General features: G+C 72.2%; 18 protein-coding genes. 9 read left to right on the top strand and 9 right to left on the bottom strand.

Annotated elements, in window-relative coordinates; genetic code table 11:
• Nucleotides 1-182 precede the first annotated feature (182 nt).
• Nucleotides 183-770 carry a suppressor of fused domain protein gene (locus tag AC5677_RS25550; protein ID WP_497190262.1) on the top strand — a complete coding sequence of 196 codons (588 nt, stop codon included), beginning with the start codon at nt 183-185 and terminating at the stop codon, nt 768-770.
• A 222-nt stretch (nt 771-992) separates the two neighbouring features.
• Here AC5677_RS25550 and AC5677_RS25555 read toward each other — a convergent pair whose 3' ends face one another.
• Nucleotides 993-2,312 carry an MFS transporter gene (locus AC5677_RS25555; RefSeq protein WP_497190263.1) on the bottom strand — a complete coding sequence of 440 codons (1,320 nt, stop codon included), beginning with the start codon at nt 2,310-2,312 and terminating at the stop codon, nt 993-995.
• A 260-nt stretch (nt 2,313-2,572) separates the two neighbouring features.
• On the opposite strand from AC5677_RS25555, the gene AC5677_RS25560 reads away from it, so the two are divergent.
• The 3 genes from AC5677_RS25560 to AC5677_RS25570 all read left to right on the top strand — a co-directional run bounded on the left by AC5677_RS25560 (nt 2,573) and on the right by AC5677_RS25570 (nt 4,950).
• Entirely contained in the window at nt 2,573-3,211 is a 639-nt protein-coding gene (locus AC5677_RS25560; protein ID WP_497190264.1) for a DUF6758 family protein, read from the top strand.
• A gap of 142 nt (nt 3,212-3,353) precedes the next feature.
• Nucleotides 3,354-4,208, top strand: coding sequence for a PHP domain-containing protein (locus AC5677_RS25565; RefSeq protein WP_497190265.1), 855 nt, complete (start codon nt 3,354-3,356; stop codon nt 4,206-4,208).
• A gap of 136 nt (nt 4,209-4,344) precedes the next feature.
• Nucleotides 4,345-4,950, top strand: coding sequence for a MarC family protein (locus tag AC5677_RS25570; protein ID WP_497190266.1), 606 nt, complete (start codon nt 4,345-4,347; stop codon nt 4,948-4,950).
• A 130-nt stretch (nt 4,951-5,080) separates the two neighbouring features.
• Here the strand turns inward: AC5677_RS25570 and AC5677_RS25575 are convergent, their stop codons facing one another.
• Complete coding sequence (locus tag AC5677_RS25575) at nt 5,081-5,236, bottom strand: DUF8834 family protein (RefSeq protein WP_497190267.1); 156 nt, start codon at nt 5,234-5,236, stop codon at nt 5,081-5,083.
• Nucleotides 5,237-5,437: 201 nt separating this feature from the next.
• Between AC5677_RS25575 and AC5677_RS25580 the strand changes: the two genes are divergently transcribed.
• On the top strand, nt 5,438-6,364 hold the full coding sequence (locus AC5677_RS25580) for an NYN domain-containing protein (protein WP_497190268.1): 927 nt from the start codon (nt 5,438-5,440) through the stop codon (nt 6,362-6,364).
• A gap of 302 nt (nt 6,365-6,666) precedes the next feature.
• Here AC5677_RS25580 and AC5677_RS25585 read toward each other — a convergent pair whose 3' ends face one another.
• The 3 genes from AC5677_RS25585 to AC5677_RS25595 form a co-directional block, all read right to left on the bottom strand.
• A complete protein-coding gene (locus AC5677_RS25585) occupies nt 6,667-7,239 on the bottom strand; it encodes a DUF6924 domain-containing protein (protein ID WP_497190269.1) in 573 nt (190 codons plus the stop codon).
• Between the two features lie 251 nt (nt 7,240-7,490).
• Nucleotides 7,491-8,345, bottom strand: coding sequence for an alpha/beta fold hydrolase (locus AC5677_RS25590; protein ID WP_497190270.1), 855 nt, complete (start codon nt 8,343-8,345; stop codon nt 7,491-7,493).
• A gap of 91 nt (nt 8,346-8,436) precedes the next feature.
• Complete coding sequence (locus tag AC5677_RS25595) at nt 8,437-10,518, bottom strand: DEAD/DEAH box helicase (protein ID WP_497190271.1); 2,082 nt, start codon at nt 10,516-10,518, stop codon at nt 8,437-8,439.
• Between the two features lie 531 nt (nt 10,519-11,049).
• Between AC5677_RS25595 and AC5677_RS25600 the strand changes: the two genes are divergently transcribed.
• Nucleotides 11,050-11,784 carry a ferritin-like fold-containing protein gene (locus tag AC5677_RS25600; RefSeq protein WP_497190272.1) on the top strand — a complete coding sequence of 245 codons (735 nt, stop codon included), beginning with the start codon at nt 11,050-11,052 and terminating at the stop codon, nt 11,782-11,784.
• Between the two features lie 84 nt (nt 11,785-11,868).
• Here the strand turns inward: AC5677_RS25600 and AC5677_RS25605 are convergent, their stop codons facing one another.
• The 4 genes from AC5677_RS25605 to AC5677_RS25620 form a co-directional block, all read right to left on the bottom strand.
• Entirely contained in the window at nt 11,869-12,159 is a 291-nt protein-coding gene (locus AC5677_RS25605) for a hypothetical protein (protein WP_497190273.1), read from the bottom strand.
• Nucleotides 12,160-12,398: 239 nt separating this feature from the next.
• Nucleotides 12,399-12,626: a DUF3107 domain-containing protein gene (locus tag AC5677_RS25610; protein WP_403501144.1), complete on the bottom strand. Its 228-nt coding sequence runs from the start codon at nt 12,624-12,626 to the stop codon at nt 12,399-12,401.
• Between the two features lie 142 nt (nt 12,627-12,768).
• Nucleotides 12,769-13,410: a TetR/AcrR family transcriptional regulator gene (locus AC5677_RS25615; RefSeq protein WP_497190274.1), complete on the bottom strand. Its 642-nt coding sequence runs from the start codon at nt 13,408-13,410 to the stop codon at nt 12,769-12,771.
• 148 nt (nt 13,411-13,558) lie between these two features.
• Complete coding sequence (locus AC5677_RS25620) at nt 13,559-13,777, bottom strand: Rv3202a family protein (RefSeq protein ID WP_497196754.1); 219 nt, start codon at nt 13,775-13,777, stop codon at nt 13,559-13,561.
• Between the two features lie 136 nt (nt 13,778-13,913).
• Between AC5677_RS25620 and AC5677_RS25625 the strand changes: the two genes are divergently transcribed.
• From AC5677_RS25625 to AC5677_RS25635, 3 genes are all read left to right on the top strand, one after another.
• On the top strand, nt 13,914-14,948 hold the full coding sequence (locus AC5677_RS25625) for an alpha/beta fold hydrolase (RefSeq protein ID WP_497190275.1): 1,035 nt from the start codon (nt 13,914-13,916) through the stop codon (nt 14,946-14,948).
• A gap of 8 nt (nt 14,949-14,956) precedes the next feature.
• Complete coding sequence (locus AC5677_RS25630) at nt 14,957-16,450, top strand: DUF3152 domain-containing protein (protein ID WP_497190276.1); 1,494 nt, start codon at nt 14,957-14,959, stop codon at nt 16,448-16,450.
• A 96-nt stretch (nt 16,451-16,546) separates the two neighbouring features.
• The gene (locus tag AC5677_RS25635; protein WP_497190277.1) at nt 16,547-16,639 is read left to right on the top strand and encodes an Ms4533A family Cys-rich leader peptide; all 93 of its coding nucleotides are present in this window, start codon (nt 16,547-16,549) and stop codon (nt 16,637-16,639) included.
• Nucleotides 16,640-16,785: the final 146 nt, after the last annotated feature.

Consider the following 16,785-nt stretch of genomic DNA (forward strand, 5'->3'; position numbering starts at 1 on the left):
CGACGTCATTCCCTGACCAGACGGCAAGGCTATCAGCCGCCTGAAGCTTTACGGTGCCGCTTTGCCTGTTCGATACCAAGGATGGCGGCGCCGCATGGGGTCCTCCCGGACGGACTCCGGGCAGACCGTTGCAGACCGTAGCGGACGGCGGCCGGGCGAGCGGCCCGCCGTATGCTCGCGGCATGTCTGACGTTCTTGAGCTGGTCGAGGCCCGGTTGCGTACGACCCTGGGCGCGCCGGATGCGCGCGCCGCCGTCACCTTCCTCGGCACCGACCGTATCGAGGTCCTCCGCTTCGTGGACAACGGAGTGGTGCGCTACGCCACGCTCGGGATGTCCGCCCAGCCCATGGCCGACCCCACCGCCGTGGTGGCCGACCCTCTGCGCGGCCCCCGCGCCGAGCTCGTCCTGACCGTACGGGGCGGCCGTGCCGACACCGACAAGGTGCTCCGCCCGCTCGCCGTCCTCGGCGCCTCCCCGCAGGTCGAGGGGGTGATCGTGGCCCCGGGTGCCTCGCTGGACGTGGGGGAGCCGCTGTGGCCCGGCGCGCCCTTCACCTCGGTTCTGGTCGCCGAGTCCGGCGGGCTGATCGAGGACCTGGAACTGGATGAGCCGCTCGATCCGGTCCGCTTCCTTCCTCTTCTGCCGATGACGCCCAACGAAGCCGCCTGGAAGCGGGTGCACGGCGCCGACGCCCTCCAGGAGCGCTGGCTGCGGCACGGCACCGACCTGCGGGATCCGTTGCGCACGGGCGTACCGCTCGAGGACTGAGGGCGGCGAGGAGAACCCGTACGACGGGGGAGGCCGACCGCAGGGGGCAGCGCACGAAACCGAGCTGCGGCGTCGGCCGACCGGGGCGCGCACGCCGGTGAGCAGGGTGGTGACCTTCACTCATCCCGGGTGGTGAGGCGTACGGAGGGCGGGGCCCGGCGGATCTGACGGCCCGTCCGGGCGAACGGGCCGTCAGACGGCGTACGGGGCGGCCCCGGACCGTCAGCCGGCGAGGGCCGTGACGCCGTCCTCCACGGTGTGCCGCGGCTCCGGTTCCGCGACCCGGAGGGTCAGCGCGCGGCGGCGGACGGCGACGATGCCGGCGCCGGTCAGCGCCGCGACGGCCGCGACCACGAACGGGATGTGGATGTCGGTCCACTCCTCGATCCTGGGCGCGAGGAACGGCGCGGCGGCCGCCGCGAACCAGCGCACGAAGTTGTAGCCGGCGCTCGCCACCGGACGGGGCACGTCCGAGAGGCCCAGGGCCAGCTCGGTGTAGACGGTGTTGTTCAGGCCGATGAAGGCGCCGGACAGGACCGTGCAGACGACGGCGGTGGTGTGGCTGCCGTAGCCCAGGACGAGCAGGTCGACGGCGAGCAGCACCAGCGAGCCGCCCAGCACCTTCAGCGAGCCGAAGCGGTGCTGGAGCCGCGGCGCGACGATCACCGAGAAGACCGCGAGCAGCACACCCCAGGCGAAGAAGACGCCGCCGGACCGGTACGGCGACATGTTCAGCACGAACGGGGTGAAGGCCAGCACCGTGAAGAACGCGTAGTTGTAGAAGAAGGCCGAGGCGGCGGCGGAGGCGAGGCCGCCGTGGCCGAGGGCCCTGACGGGGTCCAGGAGCCCGGTCCGGCGCGCGGGCCTGGGCTGTTCCTCGAGGAAGACCGTGATGGCGAGGAAGTCGATGGCCATCAGGACGGCGGTGCCGAAGAACGGGTAGCGCCACTTCATGTCGCCGAGGACCGCGCCGAGCAGCGGGCCGCAGGCCATGCCGAGCCCGAGGGCGGACTCGTACAGGAGGATCGCCACCGCGCCGCCCGCCCGTCGTCCGTCACCGCCCCGGGCGGAATCTCCCCCGCGCGATGCCCCCATGGGATGCGCGGCGCCCACGATGACCGCCAGCGACGTCGAGACGAAGAGCGCATTGCCCAGGCCCCAGCCGGCCCGGAAGCCGACCAGCTCGCCGACCGAGCCGGACATGCCGGAGAGCGCGGCGAAGACCACGACCAGGGCGAGACCCGCCAGCAGGGTCTTGCGGCCGCCGATGCGGCTGGAGACGAAGCCGGTGATGAGCATGGCGATCGCGGTGATCAGGAAGTACGAGGTGAACAGGAGGGAGACCTGGCTGTTGGAGGCGTGCAGGCCCCGGGCGATGGACGGGAGGATCGGGTCGACGAGGCCGATGCCCATGAACGCCACGACCGAGGCGCCGGCGGTGGCCCAGACCGCCATCGGCTGCCGCAGGATCGATGTCCCGCCCTTGTCGGGTACCTCACTGCCGGCGTCGCCGTGGCCGCTGCCGTTCGTGCCGCTCGTCATGCTGCGGTTCCCCTTCCCATGGCCGGTTCCGCCGGGTGGTCCTCCCCGGGGCCCCTGGGTGCCTGCGATTCCCCCGAGATGGTTGGTGTATGCACATATTAAGTTAGGTGAGCTAAAGAGTGCAAGCTGCAACTAGTTTCTCCGGGGGAGCGGAGGCGAGCATCAGGCGGCCGAATGGGCGGCCGGGCACGCGAATTTGGGCGCACCGGACGGGTGATCGTCCTTGACGCGGCGGCGGGCCTGGAGGACCGTTGGTCCTTATGAGGGGCGAACCCAGTTGCCCGAAGTGCGGTGGCCGGGTGCGGGCGCCCGGTCTTTTCTCCGACTCCTGGCAGTGCGCCGTGCACGGCATCGTGCACCCACTCCAGCCGGTCGTCCCGCCGAGCGTCGAGGCGCTCGGCGTTGTCGTGCACCGTGCGCAGGTGCCCGTATGGATGCCCTGGCCGCTCCCCGTCGGGTGGCTGTTCACCGGCGTGGCCTGCGCCGGCGACGACCGCAGCGGCGGCCGCGCGACCGCGGTGGCCTGCTCGGGGCCCGGACCACTGGGCGGCCCCGGCGAACTCCTGCTGATCGCCGAGGAGCTGGGCGTCGGCCTCGGCGCGCGCTACGCCGGGATAGACGGCCCCGACCCCGGCCCCCATATGTGTGTCGACAAGTCCCCGCACGCCAAGGTGCTGGCCGCCGGGCGGCCGACCCCGATGTGGCATGTCGACGGCTCGCCCGGCGACCGCGCGGTCTTCGCGGGCGAGGCGCGCGGGCTGTGGCTGTGGGCCATTGCCTGGCCGGAGAGCTCGGGCCTGATGATGTACGACGAGCTGGTGCTCACGGATCTGCGGGAGGCCGGCGCCGAGGTGGATCTGCTGCCGTGCGGGGCGCTGTCGCCGCGCATCCTGGGCTGAGCGCGGCGACCGGACGGCCCCGGGGGCCCGTACGCGTCTGACGGGGGCATGTCCGGGCGGCCGGTATCCTTCTGGGGGCACCCCCATGTGGAGCGCCCTCGAACCCCCGTCCGTCCCGCAGCTGCCTGGAGGAGTCCGCGTCGTGCGCATCGACCTGCACGCCCACTCCACGGCGTCCGACGGTACGGACACCCCCGCGGAGCTGGTCCGCAATGCCGCGGCCGCCGGTCTCGACGTCGTCGCGCTGACCGACCACGACACCGTCGGCGGCCATGCCGCGGCGCGGGCCGCGCTGCCTGCGGGGCTGACGCTGGTCACCGGCGCCGAGCTCTCCTGCCGGATCGACGGGGTGAGCCTGCACATGCTCGCCTACCTCTTCGACCCCGACGAGCCGGAGCTCGCCCGAGAGCGGGAGCTCGTCCGCGACGACCGCGTACCGCGGGCCCAGGGCATGGTCGCCAAGCTGCGCGACCTCGGCGTGCCGGTCACCTGGGAGCGGGTGGCCGAGATCGCCGGGGACGGCGCCGTCGGCCGCCCGCACATCGCGACCGCCCTCGTCGAGCTGGGCCTCGTCGCCTCCGTCTCCGACGCCTTCACCTCCGAGTGGCTCGGTCAGGACGGCCGGGCCTACGTCGAGAAGCACGAGCTGGACCCGTTCGACGCGATACGGCTGGTCAAGGCCGCCGGTGGAGTGACCGTCTTCGCGCATCCGCTGGCCGTCAAGCGCGGCAGCTGCGTCCCGGAGAGCATGATCGGCGAACTCGCCGCGGCCGGCCTCGACGGCATCGAGGTCGACCACATGGACCACGACGACCCGACCCGAGCCCGGCTGCGCGGCCTGGCCGCCGACCTCGGCCTGCTGACCACCGGCTCCAGCGACTACCACGGCAGCCGCAAGACCTGCCGCCTCGGTGAATACACCACCGACCCCGAGATCTACGGCGAGATCGTGCGCCGTGCGACCGGCGCCTTCCCCGTGCCCGGCGCGGGCGGCTGAGCCACCCGGCGCCACTCCGGCAGACTGCCGCCACCACCGCAGGCCGTACGCGTCCGCGTCCGCGCCCCCAACCCTCCCTTTCCCCTACGGGCATGGGCTCGTCCGTACCACCCTCACCTCCCGCAAGGCCATCACCGTGTTCGACGTCGCCGTCTTCAGTACGCTCTTTGTCACCCTTTTTGTCATCATGGATCCCCCCGGGATCACCCCGATCTTTCTCGCCCTGACCTCGGGGCGCCCGGCCAAGGTGCAGCGCCGGATGGCCTGGCAGGCCGCCGCCGTCGCGTTCTGCGTGATCGCCGTCTTCGGCCTCTTCGGCCGGCAGATCCTGGGGCGCCTGCACATCACCACGCCCGCACTGATGATCGCGGGCGGGCTGCTGCTCCTGCTGGTCGCACTGGACCTGCTCACCGGCAAGTCGGAGGAGCCCACCCAGACCAAGGACGTCAATGTGGCGCTGGTGCCGCTGGGGATGCCGCTGCTGGCCGGGCCGGGCGCGATCGTTTCGGTGATCCTCGCGGTCCAGCACGCGCACGGCGCCGGGGCCCAGATCGCCGTCTGGACGGCGATCGCCGCGATCCATGTCGTGCTCTATCTGGTGATGCGGTTCTCGCTGGTGATCATCCGTGTGATCAAGGACGGCGGAGTGGTCCTGGTCACCCGACTGGCGGGCATGATGCTCTCGGCTTTGGCGGTGCAGCAGATCATCAACGGTGTGACGCAGGTGATCCAGGGGTCCTGAGGCCCCCGACCCGGTCATCCGGCCTCCCGGCCCCTCCGGTCCGGCCACGCGAAGCGCCTCCGTACGGAAGTCCGTACGGAGGCGCTTCGACGTCGTTATCGGCAGTCGTCGTTATCGGCGGGCGTAGGTGTCAGCGAACGGCGGCGGTGTCGGCCGGGCGGATGTAGATGCGCTGGCCCATTGCCGCGGCCTGCTGCACGATCCTGTTGACGGAGGCGGCGTCCACGACGGTGCTGTCCACGGCGGCGCCGTCAACATCGTCCAGGCGCATGATTTCGAAGCGCATACGGCTTCTCCCTTCGTCTGATCCTCCTGAGGAGAACTGTGTGGTGGGGAGCGCGCGGCTTCGTTGCCGGGCGCTCCGTACGGGTACAACGGCCCGCACCCTGCAATCATTCCCTACGCTAAAGAAAATTTTCGAGGAACTAAGTACTTGTCGGTACAGCGGTTGTGCTCACAGAGTGACCGCCCGGACAATGGATCCGGTATGAACGACCACCAGCCCCCGGGCCCCGTAGACCTCGCCGCGCTCGCCGCAGGTATCGAGCGCACCAACGAGCTGCTCACACGGGTGCTCGCCGAGGTCGCCACGACCCCCTCCACCCACGCCGCCTTCGTGGACGCGGGTTATGTCTATGCCGCGGCGGGTCGGCTGGTCGCCGGAACGGAGGACCGCAAGGCGTTCGAGCTGGACTCGGAGGGCATCATCGAGGCCTTCATAGACAAGGCCCGGATGATCTTCCCGGACAGCCGGCTGCTGCGCGTCTACTGGTACGACGGCGCCCGCCGCCGCATACACACCCAGGAACAGCAGCGGATCGCCGAGCTGCCGGACGTCAAGGTCCGCCTCGGCAACCTCAACGCGAACAACCAGCAAAAGGGCGTCGACTCCCTCATCCGCAGCGACCTGGAGTCGCTGGCCCGGCACCGCGCCATCAGCGATGCGGTCCTGATAGGGGGCGACGAGGACCTGGTGTCGGCGGTGGAGGCGGCACAGGGGTACGGCGCGCGGGTGCACCTGTGGGGCATCGAGGCCTCGGGGGGCCGCAACCAGGCCGACCCGCTGCTGTGGGAGGTCGACAGCCAGCGCACCTTCGACCTGGACTTCTGCAAGCCGTACGTCACCCGGCGCGTGGGCATGGCCTGCGCCGATCCACCGGCGACCGAGGGCCCGGTACCCGCCCGCGAGGAGGTCCGCTTCGTAGGGGCACGGATCGCCGCCCAGTGGCTCTCCGAACGCGGCCGCGAATGGGTGGCGACGCTGCTGCCCGGCCACCCGTATCTGCCCGGCACGGTCGACCAGGACCTGCTGACGACCGCCGAGGCGCTGCTGCAGCACTCACTGCGCGGCCATGCGGATCTGCGGCGCGTGCTGCGGGACGGGTTCTGGGATCATGTGCAGGGGCAGTACTAGCCCGTCCGCTGCGCCTTCGCTGCGCTTTGCCGGGGCCGTACGTTGTCGGCTGCCCCGCCGTGGGGGTTGTTCGCCGTTTCGCCTGCGGCGGGCGTGGGTTTGTCGGGTGCGGTGACGTCCCTACACGGCTTCGCCGCTACGGGCCGTCCCCTCCCGTGGTGGGTGGGAAGGGTGGTGGGGGCGGGCCTTTCGTGTCGGGTGCGGGTGGTTGGGTCCAGTGGGTGTACCTGACCAGGTCCCGGAGTTCCGGTCCGGAGACCAGCCGCAAGGTAGTGGTCCGACTTCGGACCGCCGATTCCCGGTCAATGGGGGGTGTCCTCGTCGGGGTCGGGTTCGTCGCGGTCCATGCGGAGGAACTCGTCGTGGATGGGGGTTCCGGGGCCTGCGGTGAGGAACTGTTCGGTGCTCCAGTCGTAGTCGTGGAATTCGCTGAAGAACACGTTGGCGAGGTCGTGGTTGAGTTCGATGCCGACCACCGCCAGGGCCGGTACGCGGAAGGGCGCGACTCGGGGGAAGGCGTCTTCGTCCTGGTCGGGGTTGATGTCGATGCCGAGCAGCTGGAGGTCTTCGGTGGCGAAGGTATGGGCGTCGGCGATGTAGAGGTGGTCGTAGGCGACGCTGTGGCCCGGCGGGGCGGCCTCGAGAATCGCCTCGGCGTCGGTGTCGGCCAGGCGCGGGCTGTCGATGATGGTGACGTAGTGGACGGCGCGGGAGTAATCGTCGGTGTCCTGGGGGTCCTCGATGTCGGCGACGGGCATCTCGAGGGCGTCGACGACGCGCTGCCAGCCGTCGGGGTCGCTGAAGTCGGTGCGTATGACGGGCGTGGTGGCGGTGTTCCTCTGGGGCAGGCGTATCGGCCGTTGGTCACGCTTCATGGCGTGGACCATAGCGACGGGCACTGACAACACGAGGACATCGTGCGGCGGTGTCCGAGCCGGGACTCGACCGCTGACGCACGCCCCCACCGGTTTTCTCCCACCCCCAGCGGAGAGGGGCCGGGCCGCAGGACGGAGTCCGGAGGTCCGGTCCCGCAGCCGAACGGCCCCGCGCAAGTGGCACCGCCCGCCGCAGGCGCCACGGCGACACACCCCCACGGCGGGACGGCCGACATCGTGGGGCCGAACCACTACGTGGACTCGCGCCAGAACCCCGCCAGGGCCCCCGCCGTGGCGTCGGCCCGCTCCGCGTTGGGGGAGTGCTCGGCCCCCTCGATGACGGTCCGCCGGGCGGCCAGCCGCTCGGCCATCGCGTCCATCAGCGGCACCGGCCAGGCGTAGTCGACGGTCCCGGAGACCACGTGCTTGGGCAGTTCGACGGCCGCCAGTTCCGCCACCCGGTCCGGCTCCGCGAGCATCTGACGGCCGGTCACGATCAGCTGCTCGGGGACGGTGTTCAGCCAGCGGCGGTGCAGGAACGCGCCGATCTCCGGCGGCGTCGCGCGGTCCGCCGCCTCCACCGGGTCCAGTGCGCGCATCGCCTGCCAGACGGCCTCCATGTCCAGCGTCGCCAGCGCCTCGGTCAGCATCCGTACCCGGGCCTGCTGGGACTCGGCGATGGCGGCCGGGCCGGAGCTGAGCACGGTCAGCGAGCGGAACGGGGCCGGGTCGAGGAGCACGGCGGCCCGGGTGATCAGGCCGCCCAGGGAGTGGCCCAGCAGATGCACCGGGCCGCCGAGCGCCGCGGCCTGGGCGTGCACGTCGAGCGCCAACTCCCGCTGTGCGTAAGCGGATTCATCGCGCGGCCCGGGAGATTCGTGCTGCCCGCGCCCGTCCACCGCGACCACCCGGAACCCGGCCGCGGCCAGTGGTTCGAGCAGCGCGATGAAGTCCTCCTTGCTCCCGGTGAACCCCGGCACCAGCAGCGCGGTACCGGCCGGAGTGCCGTCGGGCCGGGCGTCGTGCACGGCGAACGTCCCGCGCTCGGTCTCGAGCCGGTACGAGCGGGCACACGGAGGGAGTTCGAGGGTGGGTGGCGTGCTCATGGCGTGAGGCTAACCGACGGCACGGAAGGGTGAAGCGCCGACGGCCCGGCTCCCGCGCAGTGCGGAAGCCGGGCCGTCGGCGTGCTGAGGGTCAGCTCTCCGGCGTGGCCTTGGCGGCGGCCTTCTTGCGGGTCCGCTTGGGCTTGGCCTCGGCGGGCGCGTCGGTGGCTTCGACCGCGTCGGTGGCGGGCTTGGCGGCGGCGGCCTTGCGGGTGCGCTTGGGCTTGGCGGGCGCGTCGGCGACGGTGTCCGCGGCGGCTTCGGCGGCCTTGGCTGCGGCCGTCTTACGGGTCCGCTTGGGCTTGGCCTCGGCGGGTGCCTCGGTGGCTTCGACCGCGTCGGTGGCGGGCTTGGCGGCGGCGGCCTTGCGGGTGCGCTTGGGCTTGGCGGGCGCGTCCGCGACGGTGTCGACGGCGGCTTCGGCGGCCTTGGCTGCGGCCGTCTTACGGGTCCGCTTCGGCTTGGCCTCAACCGTCGTCTCGGCGACCGCGACGGCCTCGGCGGGCGCCTCCACGGCGGCCTTGGCCGCGCTGCGGGTACGCCGGCGCGGCGCCGCGGCGGGTGCCTCGGCCGGCTCCGGCACGGTGACGGCCTCGACCGTCTCCACGGCGGCCTCCGCCGCCACCGGGCGGGCGGCCCGCGTACGGCGTCGGCGCGGCGCGGCGGGCGCCTCGGCCGGGGCCTCGGCGACCGGGGCGGCCACCGCGGCCTGTGCGACGGCCTCCGTGCCCGCGGGCGCCGTCACGGCCGCGGCCTGCGCCGCACCACGGGTGCGGCGACGCCGGCGCGGCTGCCGCGGCTCGGTGCCGCCCTCGGCGGGCGCCGCCTCCGCGGTGACCGGCGCGCTTGCCGCCGCCTGGGCACCGGCCGGCTCGAGCGCCGACCCGCCCCGCGTACGACGGCGCTGCCGCGGCGTACGCGTCCGCTGGGGACGCTCCTCCGCGGCGGCCGCCGCAGGCTTGCGGCCACGGCCGCGGCCGCCGGTCTCGCCGAGGTCCTCGACCTCTTCGGCGGCCAGCCCGGCGCGGGTGCGCTCGGCGCGGGGGAGGACGCCCTTGGTGCCCTCGGGGATGTTCAGCTGCTCGTAGAGGTGCGGCGAGGTGGAGTAGGTCTCCTCCGGCTCGTCGAACGGCAGGTCCAGCGCCTTGTTGATCAGCTTCCAGCGCGGGATGTCGTCCCAGTCGACGAGGGTGACCGCGGTGCCCTTGGCGCCCGCGCGGCCGGTGCGGCCGATGCGGTGCAGGTAGGTCTTCTCGTCCTCGGGGGACTGGTAGTTGATGACATGCGTCACACCCTCGACGTCGATGCCGCGGGCGGCGACGTCGGTGCAGACCAGGACGTCGACCTTGCCGTTGCGGAAGGCGCGCAGCGCCTGCTCGCGGGCGCCCTGGCCGAGGTCGCCGTGGACCGCGCCGGACGCGAAGCCGCGCCGGGAGAGCTGGTCGGCGATATCGGCGGCGGTCCGCTTCGTACGGCAGAAGACCATCGCCAGCCCACGGCCCTCGGCCTGCAGTATCCGCGAGACCATCTCCGGCTTGTCCATGGAGTGCGCGCGGAAGACGTGCTGGGAGATGTTGGCGACGGTCTGGCCCTCGTCGTCCGGCGCGGTGGCGCGGATGTGCGTGGGCTGCGACATGTAGCGGCGGGCCAGGGAGATGACCTGGCCGGGCATGGTCGCGGAGAACAGCATCGTCTGGCGCTTGGCCGGCAGCAGCTGGATGATCTTCTCGACGTCGGGCAGGAAGCCCAGGTCGAGCATCTCGTCGGCCTCGTCGAGCACCAGGCTCTTGACCTGCGAGAGGTTGAGCTTCTTCTGGCCCGCCAGGTCGAGCAGGCGGCCGGGCGTGCCGACGACGACGTCGACGCCCTTCTTCAGCGCCTCGACCTGCGGCTCGTACGCGCGGCCGCCGTAGATGGCCAGCACCCGGACGTTACGGACCTTGCCGGCGGTGAGCAGGTCGTTGGTGACCTGCTGGCACAGCTCGCGGGTGGGCACGACGACGAGGGCCTGCGGCGCCTCGGTCAGCTGCTCCGGCTCGGCGCGGCCCACCTCGACATCGACGGGGACCGTCACGCGCTCGAGGAGCGGCAGGCCGAAGCCCAGGGTCTTGCCCGTGCCGGTCTTGGCCTGGCCGATGACGTCGCTGCCGGAAAGGGCGACGGGGAGCGTCATTTCCTGGATGGGAAAGGGGGAAACGATGCCGACGGCCTCAAGGGCCTCGGCGGTCTCGGGGAAAATCCCGAGCTCTCGGAACGTAGACAGAATCTTGCCTCTTCTGTGAGACGCGGCATGAGGCGGCGAAGGGGGTCGTACCGTGCCGTCGTACCTGTTCGTACGGGGGCCGACCTGAGAGAGCCGGATGGCGCGGGACCACTGCCAACGCTCAGGCACTCCTGCCGCGAGCGGTGTGCCCCCTGCTGTGCGTACCTCTCGTACGCGTTCGCGGGGGCGGGCGGTCGGTTGGAGCCGATCGGGCCACCGACCGGGCATCCGCTTTCGTGGAGAGACCCACCGACTCCTCGGCAGGTCCTTTATCACTCTACCCCGGATATCGCTCGACATCCGAAGGCTTGTATGAGTGAGAAATAGGTCACGCCCCGGCGTGCCCCGGGAGCACGGCGTCGGCGGCTCGCGCGTACGAGCCGTGACGCAGTGGCTGACCAGGGCCTTCCCAGGGCCCTCCGGCGGGCTATTGTGCCGGTCATGGAGACGCCTGACACCGCCGCGGACGCGCAAGCACTCACCGGGATCGCCGCCCAGAACTGGGCGCAGGCATCCGACGACCCGCACTACCGGGCCGCCGTGATCGATCTGCTCGGCGCGCTCGCATATGGCGAGCTGTCCGCCTTCGAGCGCCTGGCCGAGGACGCCAAGCTCGCCCCGACGATGGACGACAAGGCCGAACTGGCCAAGATGGCCTCGGCCGAATTCCACCACTTCGAACGACTGCGGGACCGGCTCGCGCAGATCGAGGCGGAGCCGAACGAGGCCATGGAGCCGTTCGCCGCCGCCCTGGATGAGTTCCACCGCCAGACCGCGCCCTCGGACTGGCTGGAGGGCCTCGTCAAGGCGTATGTCGGCGATTCGATCGCCAGCGACTTCTATCGCGAGGTCGCGGCCCGGCTGGACTCCGACACCCGGGACCTCGTCCTGGCCGTACTGGACGACACCGGGCATGCGTCGTTCGCCGTGGAGAAGGTGCGCGCGGCGATCGAGGCCGAGCCGCGGGTCGGCGGGCGTCTCGCGCTGTGGGCGCGGCGGCTGATGGGCGAGGCGCTGTCGCAGGCGCAGCGGGTGGTCGCGGACCGCGACGCGCTCTCGACGATGCTGGTCGGCGGCGTGGCCGACGGCTTCGACCTGGCCGAGGTCGGCCGGATGTTCTCGCGGATCACCGAGGCGCACACCAAGCGGATGGCGGCCCTGGGGCTCGCCGCGTAACGCGCCCACGGGCAAGCAGGGGACCGGCGGCCCTTTCGGGCGCCGGTCCCCGGTCGTTCTGTGGCCGACGGTCACGCGGGTGCGTCAGGCCGTCCGGTGCCCCTTGAGGCGCGGGGCCGGCCGGCGCACCCGGCGGCGCGGCGGCCGCACCAGCAGCGACAGCAGCGCCGCGCCGACGGCCAGCGCGGCGACCATCACCTGGACGGGGTGGCCGGGGCCGAGGATCGAGCGGGTCAGCAGCGCACCGAGCAGCGCGGCGACCGGTCCCGTGGCCAGCGTCAGCGTGCGCGAGGGGAACCGGTCGGAGAGCCAGTGCGTCGCGGACAGGGCGATGACGAGCCCGATGAAGACGGCGCCGAGCGCTTCCCAGATCATGCCGTTCCCTCCCGCGTGTCAAGCATGGCAATCGTGACAAGCCCGACCGGGCGAACAATCCGGACGAACAAGTCGGTTGGTACCCGTCGTACCCAGGGGGCACACCGGGCAACCCTCCCGTGACCATGCAAGCCGACCGCGAGCGGACGGCGGCAACGATGAAGGGCGGCACCCGGAGAAGAAGCTCTCCGGGCGCCGCCCTCCACCGACTGCGGGCGCCGCCTGCGACGCCCCGCTGTTCAGAGCGCGCCGAAACCGACCTTGCGGGCGGTCGGCTCACCGATCTCCACATAGGCCAGCCGGTCCGCAGGGACCAGCACCTTGCGACCGTGGTCGTCCACCAGGCTCAGCAGCTGCGACTTGCCGCTCAGCGCATCGGACACAGCGCTCTCGACCTCGTCGGCAGACTGCCCGCTCTCCAGAACGATCTCGCGGGGCGCGTGCTGCACGCCGATCTTGACCTCCACGGCTTAAGTCCCTCCGACGATCTGGGGTTCCCCCTGGCGCCGCCAAGGGGAGGATGCGCGGCCGTCCGCGCCGTACGGAGCACACATTAGCCCGGCGCGGGGACGTACAGGACGCCGCGGAACACGCCCGCAGCGAACATCATCAGTGCGAGTCGGCGCCGTGCAGCGGGAAACCGGCGATGCCCTTCCAGGCGAGCGAGGTCAGCAGCTGTACCGCCGTGTCGCGCGGGACCGTGCTCTCCGAGGACAGCCAGTAGCGGGCCACCACCTGGGAGACCCCGCCCAGGGCCACCGCCAGCAGCATCGCTTCGTTGGTCGCCAGTCCCGTGTCCTCCGCGATCACCGCGCTTATCGCCTCGGCGCACTCCAGCGAGACCTTGTCCACCCGCTCGCGGACGGCCGGCTCATTGGTCAGGTCCGACTCGAAGACCAGCCGGAAGGCGCCGCCCGGGTCCTCGACATAGGCGAAATACGCGTCCATCGTGGCCGCGACCCGCTGCTTGTTGTCGGTCGTCGAGGCCAGCGCCGTCCGCACCGAGTGCAGCAGCGCCTCGCAGTGCTGGTCCAGCAGCGCGAGATACAGGTCAAGCTTGCCCGGGAAGTGCTGGTAGAGCACCGGCTTGCTGACGCCCGCCCGCTCGGCGATGTCGTCCATCGCGGCCGCGTGATAGCCCTGCGCGACAAAGACTTCCTGGGCCGCGCCCAGAAGCTGGTTGCGCCGGGCGCGGCGTGGCAGGCGTGTGCCCCGCGGGCGCGCCGCCTCGGTCTGCTCGATGGCGCTCACGCTGCCTCCCAGAAGTTGTTCCGTACGCGGCACGCACAAGACGGTGCACCGCGCCCGCCATCGTACTTTTGGGTAACCCGGCTGTGCGTGGTCCGAGGGGAGAAATTCTGCCCGGGACCGTCGGCCGAAGCCGACATAACAGTCCAGGTCATCGGTATTCGTCTTCGTTCAGTTCCACCACGCGGGCCTGTTCGGCGAGGTCGGCCTCGTTGGCGGTGTCGGGGTCGACTCCGGTCAGCGGGTCGTCGTGCTGCGGTGAGACCTCGGCATGCTGCTCGGCGGCGTCATGCTCGGGCGCTTCCACGTCGAACTCCGTCATGTCGTTCTCGTCCTCAAACGTGTCCGGTTCGGTCGGGTCGGCGGGCATCATGGCTCCCTTTCTCGCGGCGGGGGCCGGGCGGCTGCCCTTGATACGAGCGTAGGAGAGCGGCACCGACAGCGCGATGCGGTGTGTGACCGCGAACACACAATCGGGGGCGTGATCGTCTCGTAACATCGACTGCATGTCTTCGACCGACTCGCCGGACGCCCGGACCGCCGCTCCTCAGGTACCCCCGGCCGGCCCCGGATCCCCGGCGGGCGAGGCGGAGACGGTGCGCGCCGTGACCCTGCCGGGTCTGACGCTGCACGTGCGGGCGCCCGCCGGGACACCGGCCGACGGCGACGCACCCGGCCGCGAGCCCGCGCTCTACGTCCACGGCCTCGGCGGCTCCTCGCAGAACTGGTCCGCCCTGATGCCGCTGCTCGCCGACCGGGTCGACGGCGAGGCGCTCGATCTGCCCGGCTTCGGCCAGTCGCCGCCCCCGGGTGACGGCAACTACTCCGTCTCCGCGCAGGCCCGCGCGGTCATCCGCTATCTCGACGCCGCCGGGCGCGGCCCCGTCCACCTCATCGGCAACTCCATGGGCGGCGCCGCCTCGACCCGGGTGGCCGCCGTACGCCCCGATCTGGTCCGCAGCCTCACCCTGATCTCCCCGGCGCTGCCCGAACTGCGGCCCCAGCTGACGGCCGTGCCGACGGCGCTGCTCGCGGTCCCGGGGGTGGCCCGGCTCTTCCGCGAGGCCACCCGCGACTGGACGCCCGAGCGCCGCACCCGCGAGGTGCTGGCCCTCTGTTACGGCGACCCCGCACGGATCACCCCCGAAGGCCTCGGCGCCGCCGCCGAGGAATACGCCCGACGGCTTCAACTCCCTTATTTCTGGGAGGTGATGGAGCGCTCGGCGCGCGGTCTGGTGAACGCCTACACGCTCGGCGGGCAGCACAATCTGTGGCGTCAGGCCGAACGGGTGCTCGCGCCCACGCTTCTCGTCTACGGTGGGCGCGACCGCCTGGTCTCCTACCGGATGGCGCGGCGGGCGGCCGCGGCGTTCCGCGGTTCGCGGCTGCTGACGCTGCCGGAGGCGGGGCATGTGGCGATGATGGAGTACCCGGAGACGGTGGCGCGGGCCGTCCGCGAGCTGCTCGACGCGAACGCCGCGAATGCCGCGCACGACGGACAAGATGTGACCGATGTGACCGCTGATGCGGGCAGGAGCTGACACGCCCCGTGGGACGTCATAGCCGCCAAGGCCGGCCGGAATCCGCAGGCGACATCCCGGGTTCGGCCCCGCCGTCGGTACCGCCGGGCGGCACGCTCCCAGGGCCGGGACCCGGCTCGGGACGCCGCCGGCGCCAGGCGCCCACCGGTGACCCGGCCGCCGAGGTCCGCGGCGGCCATCCCGAACAGCGCGAACCCGGCGGCGCCTGGGGCGCCTTCCCCGCGGGCGCGGTCCCCACGACGCCCCCGCCGGGCGGGCCGAGGATTCCCCGGCCGCGCGCGGCCGAGGCCCCCGGCGGCGGCCGGCCCCGGTACGGGACGCCGGGCCCCATGGGCACCGGCGCGGTCCAGGGGATCGTCGGCGGACCGGCCGGCCCGCCGCGGACCGAGTATGTGGACGCCTTCGAGGACGACGACGTCTTCCGGGCCGGTGCGCCCCGGCGGGGCGGCCCCGGCGCCGCCCCGTACGGCCCCGGTGCGGGCGCCCCGCCCGGTGGCATGGCGGACGGCATCCCGCCCGGCGGCCGGTTCACCGGACGGTCCGTGGTCTTCGAGCGCGAGGCGATCGAGGAGGGGCGCCAGGGGGCCGAGTGGGACGAGCCGGCCCGGACGTCCGGACTCGGCGCCGACGGCTCGGGGCCGGACGACGGCGACGACCCCGAGGGATTGGCGGGGGAGGACGGGCGGCCGGGCCGTAAGGGCACCAAGGGCCGTACGTTCACCGGCGCGGCCGCCGCGGCGGTGACGACGGTGCTCGCCGTGGTCATCGCGGGCCAGGTCGCCGACCAGCGCAAGGACGGCGACGCGACGCAGCCGCAGAGCGGCGCGGATCACCCGGACGGCGTCGACGGCGCCGCCTCCCGGTCGGGGACCCGCCCCACCCACGACGCCAAACCCGCCTCGTACGAGGCGCAGATGGCGCAGATCTTCCCGCTCGACGCCAAGCTGACGGCCACCGGAAAGTTCCGGCCGGTCGGCGGGGACGCCAAGGCGCCGGGGCACGGCAAGGTGTGGCACTACCGCGTCGACATCGAGGAGGGGCTGCCGCTGGACGGCAAGCTCTTCGCCGAGGCCGTGCACAAGACCCTCAACGACGACCGGAGCTGGGCGCACGGCGGGCAGCAGACCTTCCAGCGGGTGGCGTCCGGCCCCGCCGACTTCGTGATCTCGCTGGCCAGCCCCGGCACGACCGCGGCATGGTGCGCCAAGTCCGGGCTGGACACCGCCGAGGAGAACGTCTCCTGCGATTCGGCGGCGACCAACCGCGTCATGATCAATGCCTACCGGTGGGCGCAGGGCGCGAAGACCTACGGCCCCGACAAGATGCACGCCTATCGCCAGATGCTGATCAACCACGAGGTCGGCCACCGTCTGGGGCACAACCACGAGGTGTGCACGAAGCAGGGCGCGCTCGCCCCGGTGATGATGCAGCAGACGAAGTTCCTGACGACGGACGGCGTGACCTGCCGGCCCAACTCCTGGCCGTATCCGGCCGCCCGGTGATCCCGGCGGCGCGCCGCGTCCGCCGACCGTGAGACACGGTGTCTCTCATACCGAGACACCTTGCCAGGACGCGAACCTTCGTTCCATGATCTGCGCATGCCGCACCGCCACACCACCGACCGCGCCGCCATAGAGCTGGCGCTGATCGGCGTGTCCGTGCAGTGCGTGGCCGACATCGACTGTCGCTGAGACCGACCCGGTTCCGTAGCGGCGCGGCCCTGAGCCTTCGCCCGGACCGGGGCACATCCCCCGCGTATCCGCGTAGTTCACCTTCACTTACGTGTCCGCAGGGGCGGCCTCGCGCAGCATCGCGCCCTCCCTGCCGCCTTTTGCGG

The organism is Streptomyces sp. JLSY215 (assembly GCF_059682825.1).